The sequence below is a fragment of the Micromonospora endophytica genome (assembly GCF_003236305.1).
Classification (GTDB): Bacteria; Actinomycetota; Actinomycetes; order Mycobacteriales; family Micromonosporaceae; genus Micromonospora; species Micromonospora endophytica.
Genome location: NZ_POTX01000115.1, coordinates 1 through 18,404, shown reverse-complemented (window position 1 = coordinate 18,404; position 18,404 = coordinate 1). Strand labels below are relative to the sequence as shown.

Here is an 18,404-nt window from a genome sequence, read left to right as displayed (position 1 = left end):
GCCACCACCCGTGCCCCGCCACCACTCACGACGCGGCCTTCAGCGAGGCGGTGCCGAGCTTCTCCACCACGGCCCGGACCTGTGCGCCACGGCGCAGCGGCACCGCGGCGGTGGCGGCGCCGGCCAGGAACACCCAGCCCTCGCGCAGCCGCACGCCGTACCGACCGGCCAACCGGACGCCCTCGTCGAGCGCCCGGCGCGGATCGCCGAGGATGGCCGCGGTGGAGCCGACCTGCGCCACCCGGCCGTCGATCTCCAGCAGCACGCCGAGGTTGTCCAGCCCGTCCGGCACCGCCGACCACGGCCCGATCGCGTACGCGGCGGCCGAGGTGTTGTCGGCGATCACGTCCGGCAGGGAGAAGGTGAAGTTGGCGTACCGGGAATCGATCAGCTCGATGGCCGGCGCGACCGCGCGGACCGCGTCGGTGAAGGCACCTACCGGTTCGCCCGGTTCGGGGAGCCGGTCCAGCAGGAACGCCACCTCGGGCTCGACCCGGGGATGGATGAAGTCGGCCACGTCGACGGTGCCGCCGTCGGGCACCCGCATCGCGTCGGTGAGCCGACCCCAGATCACCTCGTCCACTCCGACCTGGGCCATCTTCGCCCGGCTGGTCAGCCCCAGCTTCATCCCGACCAGCCGCTCGCCGCGGTCGAGCCGGCGGCGCACCAGCGCGTCCTGCACCGCGTACGCGGTGTCCACGTCGAGGCCGACCTCGGCGGCGACCTGCGGGATCGCGGCGGCCTCGTCGGCCGCCCGCCCCAACCGCTGCGCGATGCCCGCGATGTCCAACCCGGTCACGACTCCCCCTTGCCGCCGGCCATGTCCAGCGCCACGTCGACGATCATGTCCTCCTGGCCGCCGACCATCCGGCGGCGGCCCAACTCCACCAGGATCGAACGGACGTCCACGCCGTAGCGGGCCGAGGCTCGTTCGGCGTGCCGCAGGAAGCTGGAGTAGACGCCTGCGTACCCGAGGGAGAGGGTCTCCCGGTCCACCTGGACCGGCCGGTCCTGGAGCGGGCGGACCAGGTCGTCGGCCGCGTCCATCAGCGCGAACACGTCGCAGCCGTGCTGCCAGCCGTGCAGTTCGGCGACCGCGACGAAGACCTCCAGCGGGGCGTTGCCGGCCCCGGCGCCCATGCCGGCCAGCGAGGCGTCCACCCGGACGGTACGACCGGACGGCGACCCGATCGGGCCGGCACCGGCGATCCGGCCATGTTCGACGGCCAGCACGCTGTTCGCCACCCCGAGCGAGAGGTTGTGGTGGGCGTGGATGCCGATCTGCGTGGTCGGTTCGAGGACCTGCCGGTACGCGTCGATCCGCTGCGCCACGTCGGACATCAGCAGCCGGCCGCCGGAGTCGGTGACGTAGACGCAGTGCGCCCCGTACGACTCCATCAGCTTGGCCTGGCCGGCCAGCCCGGCCGGGTCGTTCAGGTGCGACATCATCAGGAAACCGGAGACGTCCATGCCGTTCTCCCGGGCCCAGGAGATGTGCTGGGCGGAGATGTCGGCCTCGGTGCAGTGGGTGGCGATCCGCACGCTCGTCACCCCGAGCGCCTTCGCCGCCTTCAGGTCGGCGATGGTGCCGATGCCGGGCAGCAGCAGGGTGGTCAGCTTGGCGGTGGTCAGCACCTCGGCTGCCGCCGAGATCCACTCGGCGTCGCTGGCCGCGCCGTGGCCGTAGTTGACGCTGGAGCCGGCGAGCCCGTCGCCGTGCGCCACCTCGATCGCGGCCACCCCGGCGGCGTCCAGCGCGGCGGCGATGGTGCGGACCTGGTCGACGGTGTAGCGGTGGCCGATGGCGTGCATGCCGTCGCGCAGCGTCACGTCCTGGATGTACAGCTCGTTCACGTCAGCGCCACCTTCCGGAGGGCGACCAGCCGTTCGGCGGTGCGCAGCGCGGCCGAGGTCATGATGTCCAGGTTCCCGGCGTACGCGGGCAGGTAGTGCCCGGCGCCGGCGACCTCCAGGAAGACCGAGACCTGAAGTCCGGTCAGGTGCCGGCCGAGCGCCGGCACGTACGTGTCGACCCGGTCGAACTGCACGTCCTGCTTGAGGCGGTAGCCGGGGACGTACTCCTGCACGTCGGCGACCATCGCGGCGACCGAGTCGGCGATGGCGGCCCGGTCGGTGTCCGGATCGGGGCAGAGACAGTAGACGGTGTCGCGCATCAGCAGCGGCGGCTCGGCCGGGTTCAGCACGATGATCGCCTTGCCGCGTTCGGCGCCGCCGACCACCTCGATCGCCCGCGCCGTGGTCTCGGTGAACTCGTCGATGTTGGCCCGGGTGCCCGGACCGGCCGAACGGGAGGCGATCGAGGCGACGATCTCGCCGTACGCCACCGGGGTGATCCGGCGCACCGCGGCGACGATCGGCACCGTGGCCTGACCGCCGCAGGTGACCATGTTGACGTTCGGCTCGCTCAGGTGTTCGTCGAGGTTGACCGGCGGCACCACGTACGGGCCGAGCGCGGCCGGGGTCAGGTCGACCACCGTGCGGCCGTGGGCGCGCAGCACCGCGTCGTGGTGCCGGTGCGCGCCGGCCGAGGTGGCGTCGAAGACCAGCCCGACGTCGGCGAACTCGGGCATCGCCACCAGGCCGTCGACGCCCTGCGCGGTGGTGGCCACGCCGAGCCGGCGGGCCCGCGCGAGGCCGTCGGAGGCCGGGTCGATGCCGGCCATCGCCACCATCCGCAGACTCGCCGGGAAGCGCGAGGAACCCAGCGAAGCGGAGTCCCGCAGTCGCGACCCGTCAGCGGCACTGCTCAGCCGGAGCACCTTGATCATCAGGTCGGTGCCGATGTTGCCCGACCCGAGCACCGCCACACCGACGCTCATGAAGCCTCCCTGGAGAAACAGGTCCGGACCGAACCGAGACCGGAGATCCGCGCCTCGTACGCCGCACCGGGCGTGACCGGGACCATCGGGCCGAGCGCACCGGAGAGCACCACGTCGCCGGCGCGCAGCGGGTCACCGGCGCGGGCCATGGTGTCGGCCAGCCAGGCCAGCGCGTGCAGCGGGTTGCCGAGGCAGGCCGCGCCGGCACCCACCGACACCGGCTCGCCGGCGTGTTCGAGGACCATCCCGCAGAGCCGCAGGTCCACGTCGCCGGGTCGGCGCGGCGTGGTGCCGAGCACGAAGAGTCCGCTGGAGGCGTTGTCCGCCACGGTGTCCACTATGGAGATGTCCCAGCCGGCGACCCGCGAGTCGACGATCTCGATGGCCGGCAGCAGGTGGTCCACGGCGCGCAGCAGGTGGGCGGTGGTGAGCCGGCCGTCGGGCAGGTCGGTGCCGAGCACGAAGGCGACCTCCGCCTCCACCCGGGGTTGCAGCAGCCGGCCGATCGCCACCTCGGCGCCGTCGGGCACCGCCATCGCGTCGGTGAGTACGCCGAAGTCCGGCTCGTACACACCGAAGTTCTCCTGCACCACCCGGGAGGTCAGGCCGATCTTCGCGCCCACCCGGCGCTGCCCGGCGGCCAGCCACTCCCCGACCTGGCGCTGCTGCACCCGGTACGCGGCCTCGACGTCCCCCTCCGGCAGCAGCCGTCCGCGCAGCGGCGGGCAGGGCTTGCCGCTGCGCCGGGCCTCGGCCAGTTCGTCGGCCGCGGTCTCAAGATCACTCATGTCAGGTCCACGCAGACGTTCGTGAGTTCGGAGTAGAAATCCAGCGAGTGCACGCCGCCCTCGCGGCCGATGCCTGAGGCTTTCACCCCGCCGAACGGGGTGCGCAGGTCGCGCAGGAACCAGGTGTTCACCCAGACGATGCCGGCGTCCAGCCGCGCGCCGGCCCGGTGCGCCCGGCCCACGTCGCGGGTCCAGACCGTCGCCGCCAGGCCGTACTCGGTGCCGTTGGCGAGCGCGTACGCCTCGTCCTCGGTGTCGAAGGGCGCCACGTGCACCACCGGTCCGAAGATCTCCTCACGGTTGGTGCGGGCGTCCGGGCCGAGCCCGGTCAGCACGGTCGGCTGCACGTACGCGCCGCCGTCGCGGGCGTCGCCGAAACGCGGCGTCCCGCCACCGGCGAGCACCTGCGCGCCCTCGGTGCGGGCCAGGTCGTAGTGGCCGAGCACCTTGTCCCGGTGGCCGTGCGAGATCAGCGGCATGTTCACCGTCGCCTCGTCGGCCGGCCAGCCGTACGCCAACTCGTCGGCGCGTTTGGCCAGCCGGGCAGTGAACTCCTCGAAGACCGGTTGCTGCACGTAGATCCGTTCGGTGCAGAGGCAGACCTGACCGCCGTTGGTGAAGCTGGAGCGCACCGAGCCGGCGACCGCCGCGTCCAGGTCGGCGTCGGCGAAGACCAGTCCGGCGTTCTTGCCGCCCAGCTCGAAGCTGACCGCCTTGACCCCGTCGGCGGCGGCCCGCATGATCGCCCCGCCGGTGGCCGACTCACCGGTGAAGGTGATCGCGTCCACGCCCGGATGCCGGGTGAGGAACTCCCCCGCCGAGTCGGGACCGAAGCCGTGCACCAGGTTGAACACGCCAGCCGGTACGCCGGCCGCGGCCATCACCTCGGCGAGCAGCGTGGCCGAGGCGGGAGTCTCCTCGCTGGGCTTGACCACCACCGCGTTGCCGCAGGCCAGCGCCGGGGCGACCTTCCAGGTGAGCAGCAGCAGCGGCAGGTTCCACGGCACGATCACCGCGACCACGCCCACCGGTTTGCGGACCGCGTAGTTGAGTGCCCGGCCGCCGGTCGGGGTGACAGTGGTGAACGACTCGGTGGGCGCGGTCGCCACGATCTCGGCGAACGCCCGGAAGTTGGCCGCCCCACGCGGGATGTCCAGCGTACGGGCCTGGGAGATAGCCTTGCCGGTGTCGGCGACCTCGGCGGCGACCAGGTCGTCGAAGCGGCGTTCCAGCTCGTCGGCGACGCGGCGCAGCACCTCGGCGCGGTCCCGCTCCGCCATCCGCCCCCACGGACCGCGCAGCGCCGCGCGGGCGGCGGCCACCGCGTCGTCCACGGTGGCGCGGTCCGCCTCGACCACCTCGAAGACCGGCTCACCGGTCACCGGGGACCGTTTGGTGAACCGGGTACCGGTCGCGACGAACTCGCCGCCGACGAAGTTGCGCAGCAGGCCGGGCCCGTCCGGTGCCTGCCCGCTCATCAGTCTCGGATCCCAGAGCGTCATCCGCGCCTCCCGCGCCCGAACAGCACCGCCGCGCCGGCCAGCGCCGCCACCGCACCGGCCGCCACCGCACCGAGCACCTGGTACTGCCGGCGGACCCGGCGACGCACCTCGGCGTACGGGACGGTGGAGAACGAGACCAGTTCGTACTGGGAGACGTACCGGTCGGGCAGGGCGCGTTCCAGGGCGTGTTCGATCTTCTTGCGGGTCCGGAAGATCGGCGAGGCGACCTTGTCCCGCATCTCCACGAAGTTGGCGAGCGCCATCTGGGCGATCGCCTCGGCATTGTCCTGCCGGCGCTGCTGGAACAGCGGCAGCGCCGCCGCCCAGTCGTCGGCGCACTCGTCCAGGCAGCGGTCCAACTCCACCACGTCCTCGAAGGCAGCGTTGGCGCCCTGGCCGTAGAACGGCACGATGGCGTGCGCCGCGTCGCCGAGCAGGCCGACCCGCCCGTCGACCTGCCACGGGTCGCAGCGCACCGTGCCGAGCACGCCCACCGGGTTGTGCTGGTAGTCGTCGACCAGGCTCGGGGCCAGCGACGGCAGGTCCGGGTAGTGCTGGGCGAAGTGCCGCTCGATCGCCGCCGGGCTGCCCAGCGAGGCGAAGCTGGCGGTGCCGTGGGTGGGCCAGAAGAGCGTGCAGGTGAAGGAGCGGTCCGGGTTCGGCAGGGCGATCATCATCGAGGTGCCGCGCGGCCAGATGTGCAGCGCCCCCGGGTCGAGCGCGAAGTCGTCGCCGAGCGGCGGGATGGTGAGTTCCTTGTAGCCGTAGTCGAGGAAGTCGACGCTCTCGGTGAGCAGGCCGTGGGCGAGCAGTTGGCCGCGTACGGCCGAACCGGCGCCGTCGGTGCCGAGGACCACCCGGGCGTGGGCGGTGACCGTGCCCTGCGGGGTCTCGAAGGTCATCTCGCCGCCGGCCGGGTCCAGACCGACCAGCCGGTGGTCGAAGGCGATCCGCACCCCGGGCAGCTTGGCGGCGGCCGCCAGCAGGGCGTTGTTCAACGCGCCCCGGCTGATCGAGTTGATCGCCCGGTCACCGGAGACGCTGTACGACTGGAACTCCGGCTCGCCGCGCACCGGGTGCACCATCCGGCCGCGCATCGGCAGCGCGTCCGCCATCACCTGGGTGTCCAGCCCGATCCGGCGCAGCGCGTCCAGGCCCCGCGCGGAGAGGGCCAGGTTGATCGAGCGGCCCCGTTCGGGCGTACCGGCGCGGGGGTCCGGCCGGCGCTCGTAGAGCGCGACCGGATGACCCCGGCGGGCCAGGAAGCAGGCGAGCAGGCAGCCGGCCAGTCCGGCGCCCACCACGGCGATCTCGCCGTGCCGCTCGGTCATGAGGTGGCCTCCACTGTCGCGGCCAGCGCGTCGGCGACCCGCCAGCAGTCGTGGTACGTCGAGTAGAGCGGCACCGGGGCGAACCTGACGATGTCCGGTTCCCGGGCGTCGGCGATCACGCCGTGCTCGTGCCGCAGCCGTTTGGTCAGCTCGTTGGCGTTGCCGGTGCCGATACGTACCGAGAGCTGACAGCCACGCCGAGCCGGATCGCGTGGGGTGACCACGGTCAGCGGCCGGTCGGCGGTGACCTCGTCGAGCAGCCGTTCCAGGTAGCCGGTGAGGCGCAGGCTGCGGTCCCGCAACGCGGGCATGCCGACGGCGTCGAACAGCTCCAGCGAGGTGCGGACCGGACCCATCGCGAAGATCGGCGGGTTGGAGATCTGCCACGCCTCGACGGTGGCCGGCGGTCGGGACACCGGAGTCATCTCGAAGCGGGTGTCCGCCGCCGTGCTCCACCAGCCCTCGAAGCGGGGCAGGCCGGTGTCGCCGTGGTGCCGCTCGTGCACGAAGACCCCGGCCAGCGCGCCGGGGCCGGAGTTGAGGTACTTGTACGAGCACCAGGCGGCGAAGTCGACATCCCAGTCGTGCAGCGACAGCGGCACGTTGCCCGCCGCGTGCGCCAGGTCCCAGCCGACGACCGCCCCGGCGGCCCGGCCGGCGGCGGTGATCGCCGGGATGTCCAGCAACTCGCCGGTGAGGTAGTTGACCCCGCCGAGCAGCACCAGCGCGACGGTGTGCCCCTCGGCGGCGAGGAAGGCGGTGACGTCCTCGGTACGCAGGTTCTCCTCACCGTCACGCGGACGGAGCCGGACCACAGTGGTGTCCGGGTCCAGGCCGTGGAACCGGGCCTGGCTGCGGACGGCGTAGCTGTCCGACGGGAAGGCGGTGTCCTCGATGACGATCCGGGTCCGCTCGCCGGCCGGCCGGTAGAAGCTGACCATCAGCAGGTGCAGGTTCACCGTGAGCGAGTTCATCACCACTGTCTCGCTCGGCCGGGCGCCGACCAGTCGGGCCGCCGGTGCGGTCAACAGCCCGTGGTACGGCAGCCAGGGGCGCTCCGCCTCCAGGTGGCCCTCCACCCCGAGCCTGCTCCAGGCGTCCAGGTCGGCAAGCAGCTCGGTGCGGGTCGCCCGCGGTTGCAGGCCGAGCGAGTTGCCGGCCAGGTACGCGCTCTCGGGGTAACGCCCGCCGTCGGCCGGCGGCACGTGGAACAGGTGCCGGTGTCCGGGGTCGGCGCCGTCGCGGCGGTGCGCCTCGTTCTCGGTGCTCGTCATCGTGTTCGCCTCACATCGCCGTACGGGCCGACCAGAGTTCCGGGAAGACCACCCGGGCCATGCTGCGTTGCAGCCAGGCCAACCCGGCCGAGCCGCCGCTGCCGACCTTGGCGCCCATGGTGCGCTGCACCGCCTTGATGTGGTGGTGCCGCCAGTCGCCGAACTGCTCGGCCACCTCGGTCAGCGCCTCACCGAGCAGCCGCAGGTGGTTGTCCGGGCCGGCGTCGGCGTAGATCCGCGCCCAGGCCGCCTCGACGGCGGGGTGCGCCTCGTGCTCGCCTGCCACGTCGCGGCCAAGCAGCTCGGCGGGCAGGTCGTGGCCGTGCCGGGCGAGCAGGGCGAGCACCTCGTCCCAGAGGCTCGGGGTGGCCAGGGCGGCGGTCAGCTCGGCGTGCACCTCGGTTTGCCGGCGGAACGGCCGGATCAGCGCGGGGTCGCGGAGCCCGAGCAGGAACTCCAGGTGGCGGTACATGGCCGACTGGAAGCCGGAGCCCTCGCCGAGCAGGTTGCGGAAGCGGTTGAAGTCGGCCGGGGTCATCCAGCGCAGACCCCGCCAGGCGGCGTTGAGTCCCTCCAGGTGCAGCGCGGCCCGGCGCAGTGGGGCGAGTGACTCCCAGATCCGGTCGGCGCGCAGCAGCCGGGCGGCGTCCCGCAGTTCGTGGCAGGTCAGCCCGAAGTACAGCTCCATGATCTGGCTGACCATCAGGAAGGACATCTCGCCCGGGTCGTCGCTGAGCGGCTGTTGCAGCCGGTGCAGCGTGCTGGCCTGCACGTACGCGTCGTACGGCACCCGCTCGGTGAACTCCAGGGTCGGCTCGCCGCCGTTGCGGGCGGCGCGGGCCGCGCGCTGCCGGGGGGTCACCGGACGCACCACCGTCCGGGTCGCCGGCCGTAGCTCGGTCTGCTCCATGCGGTCCACTCCTTCCGGGCTCCCGTCCAGTCATGATCTCCCGTCGTGGAGGCGCTATGGAATGCCTCTTCAACGGCGTGCTGGGCGGTCGACCTGTCGAACGCAAAGGGCTGGCCAGGGTTTACCTGCCGGACGTAAGGTCGGCGCGTGGACGAGATGGACTGGGCCCTGCTGCGCGAGTTGCAGGCCGACGCGCGGCTGTCGTTCAGCGAACTGTCCCGGCGGGTGCATCTCTCCCCGCCCGCGGTGGCCGAACGGGTACGCCGGCTGGAGGAGACCGGTGTGATCACCGGCTACCACGCCCACATCGACCTCGCCCGCGCCGGCCGGGCGGTGGTCGCGCTGATCCGGATGTCCTGTTACGGCTCCCGGTGCATCCTGCACGACCCGGACGTCCCCGACTGGCCGGAGATCCTGGAGATCCACCGGATCACCGGCGACGCGTGCAGTGTGCTCAAGGTCGCCGCCGGCTCCATCGGCGAGTTCGAGGCGGTCATCGACCGGCTCGCCCCGTACGGCCAGCCCTCCAGCACCATGGTGCTCTCCACCCCCCTCGGCTGGCGCCCCCTGACCCGGGTGAAGGAGGGGCCCCCTGTTAACGCCTCCGGTAGAGGAAGGGCCCCTTCTTAACACCCCGCCGCCGGTTAGCCCCGAGGACAGCGGGAAAGCCCCGCGGGTCGCCCCAGCAGGACCGGTGCACCGGTGCCGGGAGGGAGGATCATGCGGGGTCTGCGGCAGTGCTCAGGCGTGCTCCACGCTTCGTCCGCCATCGTCCGACTACTCGGCGCCATCGCCCTGATCGCGGCCTTCGTCCTGTTCGGGGCGGCACCGGCGCGAGCGGGTGAGAACACCTTCGTCGAGGTGACACCGAACAGCGTGCAGGCCGGTGCCCGGGTGCACATCCGGGCCAGCTGCGACAACGCCAACAACCGGCAGGCCGAGGTGACCTCCGACGCGTTCAACCGGGTCTTCCTGCGGCCGGACAACGGCTTCCTGACCGGCGACGTCACGATCCCCGGCAACAAGGCCGCCGGTGACTATCCGGTGCATCTGCGCTGCAACAACGGCCAGACGGCCAGCACCACCCTGACGGTGCTGAACATGAACCAGCCCACCAAGGGGCCGGCGACCGGTGGCGGCGGCACCGCCGGCCGGAGCACCGGCTCGGTGCTGCTGCTCGGCGGGGCGGCGACGGTCGCGGCGGCGGTGGCGTTCGGACTTCTCAGCAGCCGACGCCGGGCCGGCTCCTGACCTCACCATCGCCATGATCGGCTCCCGCGTACCCGCGCCGGAACCGGGTCCGGGCTCGCCCCGCACCACCGGCCGTCCCCGGTGGCGTGCCTGGCCACGGCGGGTGGCCGTGGCGGCGGGCCGGCTGGTCCGGGTCGCCGCGCAGGTGGGTTCGGCAAGCGTCGCCACGCCCGACCCGTCGGCCGCGCCGCTGCCGCCGAGGCCACGCCACCCCGGATCGGTACGGCGACAACTCCACTCCGGCCCGGGGCTGCCCGTGCTGGTGGTCGGCGCGCTGATGCTGTTGATCATCACTATGCTCGGGGTAGAGAGGCTGACCGGAGTGGGCATCCTGCCGGACCGCTTCATCGCCGGGCTCGCGCCGCCGCCGAAGAAGTACCCACTGCTGCCGGCGAGCCAGCCGCTCGGCATCGAGGCCGGCGCGATCGACCTCGACGCCCCGGTGCACAGCGTGGGCGTCGCCCCGGACGGCAGCATCGCCGCCCCGACGGCGGGCCGCGCCCAGGAGGCGGGCTGGTACGACCAGGGCCCGACCCCCGGCCAGTACGGCCCGGCGGTCATCGTCGGACACGTCGACACCGACACCGGCCCGGCCGTCTTCGCCCACCTGCGGGAGTTGCGCCCCGGCAACCGGGTCGAGGTCACCCGCTCGGACGGGTCGGTGGCGGTCTTCGAGGTCGACCGGGTCGGCCGGTACGACAAGGAGAAGCTGCCCGCCGACGAGGTGTTCGGCGACTTCAGCCGGCCCCAGCTCCGGCTGATCACCTGTGGTGGCCGCTGGGTCGGCGGGCAGACCGGCTACGCGGACAACGTGATCGTGTTCGCCTCGCTGGTGCAGGCGCGCTGAGTGCGCCGCCGGCTTCAGGCTGCCTCGGGTTCGCGCAGGTCCAGCCAGTCGGCCCAGCGGGGGTCGGGCGCGCGGTGGCCGAGCACCCGCCACGCGATCCCCTTGGGCGCGGTGGGCGGTGCGGGCAGCCGCCAACCCAGCTCGGCCGGGGTCTTGTCGCCCTTGGTGTGGTTGCACCTGGCGCAGGCGGCGACCACGTTCTCCCAGGCGTGCCGCCCACCCCGGCTGCGCGGGAAGACGTGGTCGATCGTCTCGGCCGGCCCTCGGCAGTAGGCGCACCGCCAGCCGTCGCGGGCGAAGATCGCCCGTCGGGACAGGCCGACGTGGGTACGGTACGGAACCCGGACGAACCGGGTGAGCCGGACGACCGACGGCACCGGCAGCGCGTTGCGGGCGCTGTGCAGGATGCCCTCGCCGTCGGCGACACAGACCGCTTTGGCGGAGAGCACGAGGATCGCGGCTCGGCGTACCGACACGACACACAGCGGCTCGTAGGTGGCGTTGAGGACCAGCGCGCCGGAGCCCACCGTGGGTCGTATGTCAGGCATCGCGTCACCCTCCCGGTCAAGCGGCTGCACTCGCCACCGCCGACCGGTGCCGGACACAGCCCTACACCACGCCGACGCCGGCCGGATCACCGACGTCCGTTGCGCCAATCGTCCCTGATCGGACCCGGGAATGCACGCACTAATCCGGGGTACCTGACCCGGCTTTCCGCGCCATGGCCGGCGGCACACCTCGGCGGCCGCACCCGGCGGCGGCCGACCGGTGGGTCGGCGGCGGGTCCGCCGGGCCGTTGCGGTACGAAATCACTGTGACCGTCAGCATGCCCAGCCCCGTACCGGTGACGCCCAGCCCGGGCCCGACCGAGACGCCCGACGTCCCCAGCCCGGAGTGCCTCACCGAGAGCCTGAGCCTGTGCGAATGGGCGTGGGACCTGACCGGCTCGGTGTGGTTCGCCGAGGGCAGCTACTGGATCCTCATCAAGCCGCTGCGCATCATCCTGATCCTGCTGCTGGCGATAGCCGCCCGCTGGTTGGTGCACCGCACGATCCGGCGGCTGGTGCGGACCACCAGCGACGCCGGCGTACCCACCATGCTGCGCCCGCTGCGCGAGCGCATCCCGAGCGCCACCGCCGATCCCGGCGAGTTCGTCCCCGAGCGACGCCGGCAGCGCGCCGAGGCGATCGGGTCGGTGCTACGCAGCCTGAGCACCGCCTTCATCTACGGCATCGCCCTGCTGATGGTGCTCAAGGAGTTCAGCTTCGACCTGGCGCCGTTGCTGGCCAGCGCGGGTATCGCCGGCGTCGCCCTGGGTTTCGGCGCGCAGAGCCTGGTCAAGGATCTGATCGCGGGGCTGTTCATGCTGATCGAAGACCAGTACGGGGTCGGTGACACCGTCGACCTCGGTGAGGCGACCGGGGTGGTCGAGGCGGTCGGTCTGCGGGTCACCACCGTCCGTGACGGTCGGGGCGTGCTCTGGTACATCCGCAACGGTGAGGTCGTCCGGGTCGGCAACAAGAGCCAGGGCTGGGCGCTGGCCGTGGTCGACCTGCCGATCGGCTTCGCCGGCACCGAAGAGGCGACAGCGGTGCTGCGGACCGCCGCCGCCTCGATCGCCGTCGATCCGGAACTCGCCCCGTCGGTGGTCGAGCCGCCGCAGGTGCTCGGCGTCGAACAGGTCACGATGGAGGGCACGATCATCCGTACGGTGGTCAAGACCACCGCCGAGGGACAGCCCGCGGTGGCCCGGGAGTTGCGTCGCCGGCTCGCCGAGGCGCTGGAGAACTCCGGCATCACGGCGCGGATCGCCGCCGTGCGGGGTTTCCCCGGCGCACCCAGCTCGGAAGGCCCCGGCACCAGTCCGGGTCCACGCCCATGAGCCGTCTGACGGGGGGTCGCGGCCGAGCGGCCCCTCAGGTATCGTCCGTTCGTTCAGTCGGGGATGTGACGAACCAACCGTTCGCCCTAGCCAGGTCTCAGACAATCGGGCAGAATCCGGTGCACGCGCTCCCCGAGCGTGGTCACGTCCTCGCTGATCCGTAGATCCGACGATGGTCCCGGGGAGCAGCCATCACGAGTGGCGCTGCCGGGGTCGATGGAGGCGATGGTGTCGGACGAGCAACCTCCGCGAGAAGGTCCCGCCACCTTCCGGGAGGTTTTCGGCCAGGGTGAATACCGTGCCGTTCTCGCGGCCACCACGCTGACCTGGGTCGGCGACTACGTCGCCAAGGCCGCTGTCACCCTGCTCGTCTATCGGGAGACCGAGTCCGTCGCCCTCTCCGCCACCGCCTTCGCGGTCAGCTTCCTGCCCTGGCTGATCGGCGGGCCACTGCTCGCCACCCTGGCCGAGCGGCACCGGTACCGGCAGGTCATGCTGACCTGCGACCTGCTCCGGATGGGGTTGATGCTGCTCATCGCCATCCCGGGGATGCCGGTGCCGGCCATCCTGGCGTTGATCTTCCTCACCACCCTGGCCAATCCGCCGAGCCAGGCCGCGCGCTCCGCGCTGATGCCGCTGATCCTGTCGAAGGAGCGGCTCGTCCTCGGGCTCTCGCTCGTCGCCAGCGCGGGGCAGGCGGCCCAGGTCGTCGGCTACCTGGCCGGTGCCGCCGTGGCGACGGTCAACCCCTCCGCCGCGTTGCTGCTGAACGCCTGCGCCTTCGCCGTGTCGGCCCTGCTCGTCCGGTTCGGCGTGCACGACCGGCCGCCGGCCATGTCCCGCACGCACCGCAGCCACCTGCTGAGGGAGACCGCCGCCGGGTTCACGCTGATCTTCCGTACGCCGGTGTTGCGGGCGATCGCCGCGCTCGTCTTCAGCGCCGTTCTCTTCTCCATCGTGCCCGAGGGGCTGGCGGCGGCCTGGGCCAACGAGCACGTCGACGACCAGGCGCGGGCCGGTGCCGCCCAGGCGCTGATCATGGCGGCCAGCCCGGTCGGCTTCATCCTCGGTGGCCTGCTGATCGGGCGGGCACTCACCCCGAGCCGCCAGCAGAGCCTGCTCCGGCCGTTGGCCGTACTCGCCCCGCTGGCGCTGGTGCCCGCACTGCTCGACCCGCCGCCGGCGGTGGTGGCGCTGCTCGCCGCCGCTTGCGGGTTCGCCGTCGCCGGGATCATCCCGGTGGCCAACGGCTTGTTCGTCCAGGCACTTCCCGACGGTTTCCGGGCCCGGGCGTTCGGCGTGATGGGGACCGGCCTCCAGGTCATCCAGGGCGTGTCGGTGCTGGTGACCGGGCTCCTCGCCGAGCGGTTCCCGATCCCGCTGGTGGTGGGCGTGTGGAGCGCCGCAGGTGTGGTGCTCATGGCGTTCGTCGCCCGGCGCTTCCCCGACCCGCAGACCGTCGCGGCCGCCATCGACAGCGCCCGACGGAACCCCACAGGCGCCGGTGTGGCCCCACCGCCATCCGACGACCCCGACCCGGGACACGTGGGGCCGGGCCGGCCGCGACAGGCGGTGACCTGAACCACCGTCCCCGGCCCGTCCCCGGACCCTCCTGCCACCGGTGGCGCCTGGCAGGATGGAACCCGTGAATTCCGCAGCTGATCCCGAACCCCGCAGCGAGGCGGTCACGCTGTTCGACGCCGTCGGCGGCGAGCCCACGTTCCGCAAGCTGGTCGACGAGTTCTACGCCGGCATCGCCAGCGACCCGCTGCTGCGCCCGATGTACCCGGAGGAGGACCTGGGCCCGGCCAACGAGCGGATGCGCCTCTTCCTCATGCAGTACTGGGGCGGTCCGAGCACCTACTCCGCGCAGCGGGGCCATCCCCGGCTGCGGATGCGGCACGCGCCGTTCCGGATCGGTGCCGCCGAACGTGACGCCTGGCTGCGCCACATGCGGCGCGCCGTCGACAGCCTGGACCTGCCACCGGCGACCGCCGACGAGCTCTGGAACTACCTGGAGCGTGCGGCGTACTTCATGGTGAACACGATGGAGGACCCGACCGCCCCCGCGTGACCCGGCCGCGCCGCCGGGTGCCTGGACGGCGGGTCAGAGCAGGGCGCCCTCGTCGTGCAGCCAGTCGACGAAGCTCGTCGCCACGGCGGCCCCGCAGTCGAGCAGCTCGACCAGGAGAGCGTCGTGGGTGCCCGCGGCGAGTGGCACCTGCAACTCCGCGTAGATCGGCAGTTGGCCCCGCTCGGTGGCGTCGCCCACGTACGCCTTGCAGAAGCGTCGCGTGTGGTTCCACTCGTTGACCACCCGGTACGCCCGGTCCGCCCAGTCCGGCGGCACGGTGGCGTGTGGCCGGGCCCGGAGCACCAGGATCTCGTCCTCGGGGCCCTCCAACGTGACGAGCACGGCGTGCCGCTCCCACATGGCCAACAGGTTGCCGTCACCGTCGGCGAGGTAGCGCACGTCGAGCAGATCGAGCGCGTCGCAGATCCGGCGCAGGGTGACCGGTTCGACGGTGGCGGGCATGTCGGCCATCAACGGATGTTCACCGCCCGGACAGTCATCTCCAGGCTGGCGGGGTGCCGGCGGTCCGATCCGGACGGCACCCTCCATTGTGGTTCTGCTTCGAGTTTCCGAGTCGCCGCCACTGGCGGGACCAGGGCGCCATGACCACCACGGCATCGCTCGCGCACCTCACTCCCCAGCGGATCCAGTCGCCTACGGTGGGTTGGATCCGAGGATGGACGGTACCCGGACAGCCGGAACGAAGCATCCCCCCAACGCCAGCCCCAGGCCGGATTGACGATAGGCGGTCATCCGTTCGGATGAGCCATGGCGGGCCGCATGACAAGATCCGTGGCCTGCTGCGACCAGACGGCTCCGTACGGTCCCACCAGGCCAACCCATCGGCCAGCCATTCGTACCTGTACCCCGTCCGGGCCGGGCGAACCCTCCGGGCCGATAAATCCCATTCGGACCAGCCCCTGCACCATCCGCTGGGTCACCCGCACCGGGCCGGCCGGCTCGTCGTCCGGAGTCACCACCACCGCGACATGGTCCAGCAGGGCGTCGCGGAGCATCCGCTGCCCCACCGCCCGGCCCGCGACGCCGTGGGTGGCCGCCTCCCGCAGGGTGTCCGCCGCGGCGCCGGCGAGCCGGCGCAGCTCGCCGGCGGGCAGGGTCTCCACCGGCCGGCTGGCCGCCGGCGGAAGCGGCCACCGCCACTGGGCGTCCCGTCGGGGCGGCAGGACGGTCCCCCCGGCCGTCAGCTCGGCAAGCAACTGCCCGGCCGCCACGGTGGCGTCTCCGGCCCCCGTGCCGGCCACCGTGCGGACCGCCAGCACCCCCCAGGGCAGCCGGGCCCAGAGGGCGGTACGCGCGGAGGTACCGGCCGGGCGCAGCCGCACCAGTGCGGTGCGCTCCAGCCGGACCAGCCGGGCGATGAACGCCTCGGCGTCGGCGACGCCCTCGATCCCGTGCCGCAGCTCGGCACCGGTGCCGGTCACGAGGCGTACCCGAGCAGGAAGGTGCGCTCCGACTCGCTGAGCCGTCGGGGCAGTTGCTGCGCCAGGTCGAACGGAACCAGCACCGACCGGGCCCGACTGACCAGCAGGTCGCCGTCGTACATCTCGTAGCCGATGGTGAACGACCCGGCCCGGACCTGCTCCACCCAGAGTTCGATCCGTACGGTGGGGGCCGCCTCGGCGGTGGCCCGACCCAGCGCGTAGCCGACCGGGCGCAGGTAGTCGACCTCGTGCCGGCGGATCACCACGCCGTCGGCGAACGAGTCGACGCCCTGCCCCCGGGCACCGACGAACATCAACGCCACCCGGGCCTCCTCATAGAGCGTGAGGAAGCGGGCGTTGTTGACGTGCCCGTAGGCGTCCAGGTCGGACCACCGCAGGGTGCACTCGTAGACGAACCGGTCAGCCACGGGTACCGGCCCCGATCAGTCGCGGGTCAGCTTGCGGTAGGTCACCCGGTGTGGCCGGGCCGCCTCGGCGCCGAGCCGGTCGACCTTGTTCTTCTCGTACGCCTCGAAGTTGCCCTCGAACCAGAACCACTTGGCCGGGTTCTCGTCGTCGCCCTCCCAGGCCAGGATGTGCGTGGCGACCCGGTCCAGGAACATCCGGTCGTGGGAGATCACCACGGCGCAGCCGGGGAACTCCAGCAACGCGTTCTCCAGGCTGGAGAGCGTCTCCACGTCCAGGTCGTTGGTCGGCTCGTCGAGCAGGATCACGTTGCCGCCGATCTTCAGCGTCAGCGCCAGGTTGAGCCGGTTGCGCTCGCCACCGGAGAGCACCTTGGTCGGCTTCTGCTGGTCCGGCCCCTTGAAGCCGAACGCGGCGATGTACGCCCGGGACGGCATCTCGACCTTGCCCACCATGAGGTGGTCCAGCCCGTCGGAGACGACCTCCCAGACCGACTTGTCACCGGCCAGGCCCTGCCGGTTCTGGTCGACGTACGACAGCGAGACGGTCTCGCCGACCTTCACCGAGCCGCTGGTCGGCTGCTCCAACCCGACGATGGTCTTGAACAGCGTGGTCTTGCCGACGCCGTTGGGGCCGATGATGCCGACGATGCCGTTGCGTGGCAGCGAGAACGACAGGTTGTCGATCAGGATCCGGTCGCCGAAGCCCTTGGTCAGGTTGTGCGCCTCGATGACGGTGCTGCCCAGACGCGGGCCCGGCGGGATCTGGATCTCCTCGAAGTCCAGCTTGCGGGTCTTCTCCGCCTCGGCGGCCATCTCGTCGTACCGGTCCAGCCGGGCCTTGGACTTGGTCTGCCGCGCCTTGGCGTTGGAGCGGACCCACTCCAACTCCTCCGTGAGGCGCTTCTTCATCTTGGCGTCACGGCGTCCCTCGATGGCCAGCCGGGCCGCCTTCTTCTCCAGGTACGTGGAGTAGTTGCCCTCGTAGCCCACGGCCCGGCCACGGTCCAGCTCCAGGATCCAGCCGGCCACGTTGTCGAGGAAGTACCGGTCGTGGGTGATGGCCAGGACGGTGCCGGCGTACTTGGCCAGGTGCTGCTCCAGCCACTGCACGCTCTCCGCGTCCAGGTGGTTGGTGGGCTCGTCGAGCAGCAGCAGGTCGGGCGCCTCCAGCAGCAGCTTGCAGAGCGCGACCCGGCGACGCTCACCACCGGAGAGCGTGGTGACGTCGGCGTCCGGCGGCGGGCAGCGCAGCGCGTCCATGGCCAGTTCGAGCTTGGAGTCGATGTCCCACGCGTCGGCGTTGTCCAGATCCTCCTGGAGCCGACCCATCTCCTCCATCAGCTCGTCGGAGTAGTCGGTGGCCATCTGCTCGGCGATGGAGTTGAACCGATCCAGCTTGGCCTTGGTGTCGGCGACCGCCTCCTCGACGTTGCCGAGGACCGTCTTGGCGTCGTTGAGCGGCGGCTCCTGGGCCAGCATGCCGACGGTGTAGCCGGGCATCAGCCGGGCCTCGCCGTTGCTCGGCCGGTCCAGCCCTGCCATGATCTTGAGGAGGCTGGACTTACCGGCGCCGTTCGGGCCGACCACACCGATCTTGGCCCCCGGCAGGAAGCTCAGCGTCACGTTGTCGAGCACGACCTTGTCGCCGTGCGCCTTGCGCGCCTTTTCCAGGACGTAGATGTACTGGGCCACGGTGCGGGCTACCCTCCGTCGGTTGCGTTCGCGAGTGTGCGTGGTGCGGGGCGCGGGCCGCGTCGCCACCCGCCGCCGCCGGCCGGGAGCCGGCCGCGCGCACGCCATCGTCAATCCTGACAGGTACGCGGGCCCGCGCCCAC

The 18,404-nt window shown here is 72.2% G+C and carries 19 protein-coding genes; 6 read left to right on the top strand and 13 right to left on the bottom strand.

The window, feature by feature from the left end; translation table 11 throughout:
* Positions 1-25 precede the first annotated feature (25 nt).
* Genes C1I93_RS17455 through C1I93_RS17420 form a run of 8 tightly spaced genes read right to left on the bottom strand, consistent with a single transcriptional unit; the run spans position 26 to position 8,645 of the window.
* Entirely contained in the window at positions 26-799 is a 774-nt protein-coding gene (locus C1I93_RS17455; RefSeq protein WP_111244351.1) for a 2-keto-4-pentenoate hydratase, read from the bottom strand.
* Positions 796-1,854, bottom strand: a complete 1,059-nt coding sequence (gene dmpG / locus C1I93_RS17450; protein WP_111244350.1) for a 4-hydroxy-2-oxovalerate aldolase — start codon at positions 1,852-1,854, stop codon at positions 796-798. The genes C1I93_RS17455 and dmpG overlap by 4 nt, the downstream gene beginning before the upstream one ends.
* Positions 1,851-2,840 (bottom strand): acetaldehyde dehydrogenase (acetylating), encoded by a 990-nt coding sequence (locus C1I93_RS17445; RefSeq protein WP_111244349.1) that lies wholly within the window; start codon positions 2,838-2,840, stop codon positions 1,851-1,853. The genes dmpG and C1I93_RS17445 overlap by 4 nt, the downstream gene beginning before the upstream one ends.
* Positions 2,837-3,628 (bottom strand): 2-keto-4-pentenoate hydratase, encoded by a 792-nt coding sequence (locus tag C1I93_RS17440; protein ID WP_111244348.1) that lies wholly within the window; start codon positions 3,626-3,628, stop codon positions 2,837-2,839. Before C1I93_RS17440 ends, C1I93_RS17445 begins: the two co-directional genes overlap by 4 nt.
* Positions 3,625-5,106 carry a 2-hydroxymuconic semialdehyde dehydrogenase gene (locus C1I93_RS17435; RefSeq protein ID WP_111244347.1) on the bottom strand — a complete coding sequence of 494 codons (1,482 nt, stop codon included), beginning with the start codon at positions 5,104-5,106 and terminating at the stop codon, positions 3,625-3,627. Before C1I93_RS17435 ends, C1I93_RS17440 begins: the two co-directional genes overlap by 4 nt.
* A gap of 20 nt (positions 5,107-5,126) precedes the next feature.
* Entirely contained in the window at positions 5,127-6,461 is a 1,335-nt protein-coding gene (locus C1I93_RS17430) for an FAD-dependent oxidoreductase (protein WP_111244346.1), read from the bottom strand.
* Positions 6,458-7,735 carry a kynureninase gene (kynU, locus tag C1I93_RS17425; protein ID WP_111244345.1) on the bottom strand — a complete coding sequence of 426 codons (1,278 nt, stop codon included), beginning with the start codon at positions 7,733-7,735 and terminating at the stop codon, positions 6,458-6,460. Before kynU ends, C1I93_RS17430 begins: the two co-directional genes overlap by 4 nt.
* Positions 7,736-7,745: 10 nt before the next feature.
* Entirely contained in the window at positions 7,746-8,645 is a 900-nt protein-coding gene (locus C1I93_RS17420) for a tryptophan 2,3-dioxygenase (RefSeq protein WP_111244356.1), read from the bottom strand.
* 147 nt (positions 8,646-8,792) lie between these two features.
* Here C1I93_RS17420 and C1I93_RS17415 point away from each other — a divergent pair, with 147 nt between their 5' ends.
* The 3 genes from C1I93_RS17415 to C1I93_RS17405 all read left to right on the top strand — a co-directional run bounded on the left by C1I93_RS17415 (position 8,793) and on the right by C1I93_RS17405 (position 10,743).
* Positions 8,793-9,275 carry an Lrp/AsnC family transcriptional regulator gene (locus C1I93_RS17415; protein WP_111244344.1) on the top strand — a complete coding sequence of 161 codons (483 nt, stop codon included), beginning with the start codon at positions 8,793-8,795 and terminating at the stop codon, positions 9,273-9,275.
* A 90-nt stretch (positions 9,276-9,365) separates the two neighbouring features.
* The gene (locus C1I93_RS17410; protein WP_111244343.1) at positions 9,366-9,896 is read left to right on the top strand and encodes a hypothetical protein; all 531 of its coding nucleotides are present in this window, start codon (positions 9,366-9,368) and stop codon (positions 9,894-9,896) included.
* Positions 9,897-9,909: 13 nt separating this feature from the next.
* On the top strand, positions 9,910-10,743 hold the full coding sequence (locus tag C1I93_RS17405) for a class F sortase (RefSeq protein WP_111244342.1): 834 nt from the start codon (positions 9,910-9,912) through the stop codon (positions 10,741-10,743).
* A 14-nt stretch (positions 10,744-10,757) separates the two neighbouring features.
* Here C1I93_RS17405 and C1I93_RS17400 read toward each other — a convergent pair whose 3' ends face one another.
* Positions 10,758-11,291, bottom strand: a complete 534-nt coding sequence (locus C1I93_RS17400; protein ID WP_111244355.1) for an HNH endonuclease — start codon at positions 11,289-11,291, stop codon at positions 10,758-10,760.
* Positions 11,292-11,569: 278 nt separating this feature from the next.
* Here C1I93_RS17400 and C1I93_RS17395 point away from each other — a divergent pair, with 278 nt between their 5' ends.
* The 3 genes from C1I93_RS17395 to C1I93_RS17385 all read left to right on the top strand — a co-directional run bounded on the left by C1I93_RS17395 (position 11,570) and on the right by C1I93_RS17385 (position 14,699).
* Positions 11,570-12,625, top strand: a complete 1,056-nt coding sequence (locus tag C1I93_RS17395) for a mechanosensitive ion channel family protein (RefSeq protein WP_111244354.1) — start codon at positions 11,570-11,572, stop codon at positions 12,623-12,625.
* Positions 12,626-12,850: 225 nt separating this feature from the next.
* The gene (locus C1I93_RS17390) at positions 12,851-14,206 is read left to right on the top strand and encodes an MFS transporter (protein ID WP_111244353.1); all 1,356 of its coding nucleotides are present in this window, start codon (positions 12,851-12,853) and stop codon (positions 14,204-14,206) included.
* Between the two features lie 64 nt (positions 14,207-14,270).
* Complete coding sequence (locus tag C1I93_RS17385) at positions 14,271-14,699, top strand: globin (RefSeq protein ID WP_420811777.1); 429 nt, start codon at positions 14,271-14,273, stop codon at positions 14,697-14,699.
* A 33-nt stretch (positions 14,700-14,732) separates the two neighbouring features.
* On the opposite strand, the gene C1I93_RS17380 is transcribed toward C1I93_RS17385, so the two are convergent.
* The 4 genes from C1I93_RS17380 to ettA form a co-directional block, all read right to left on the bottom strand.
* Positions 14,733-15,317, bottom strand: coding sequence for a type III secretion system chaperone family protein (locus tag C1I93_RS17380; RefSeq protein ID WP_111244340.1), 585 nt, complete (start codon positions 15,315-15,317; stop codon positions 14,733-14,735).
* Between the two features lie 131 nt (positions 15,318-15,448).
* A complete protein-coding gene (locus tag C1I93_RS17375) occupies positions 15,449-16,120 on the bottom strand; it encodes a DUF8185 domain-containing protein (protein ID WP_111244352.1) in 672 nt (223 codons plus the stop codon).
* A 17-nt stretch (positions 16,121-16,137) separates the two neighbouring features.
* Positions 16,138-16,569, bottom strand: a complete 432-nt coding sequence (locus tag C1I93_RS17370; protein ID WP_111244339.1) for an acyl-CoA thioesterase — start codon at positions 16,567-16,569, stop codon at positions 16,138-16,140.
* Positions 16,570-16,584: 15 nt separating this feature from the next.
* Positions 16,585-18,261: an energy-dependent translational throttle protein EttA gene (ettA, locus tag C1I93_RS17365; protein ID WP_111244338.1), complete on the bottom strand. Its 1,677-nt coding sequence runs from the start codon at positions 18,259-18,261 to the stop codon at positions 16,585-16,587.
* Positions 18,262-18,404: the final 143 nt, after the last annotated feature.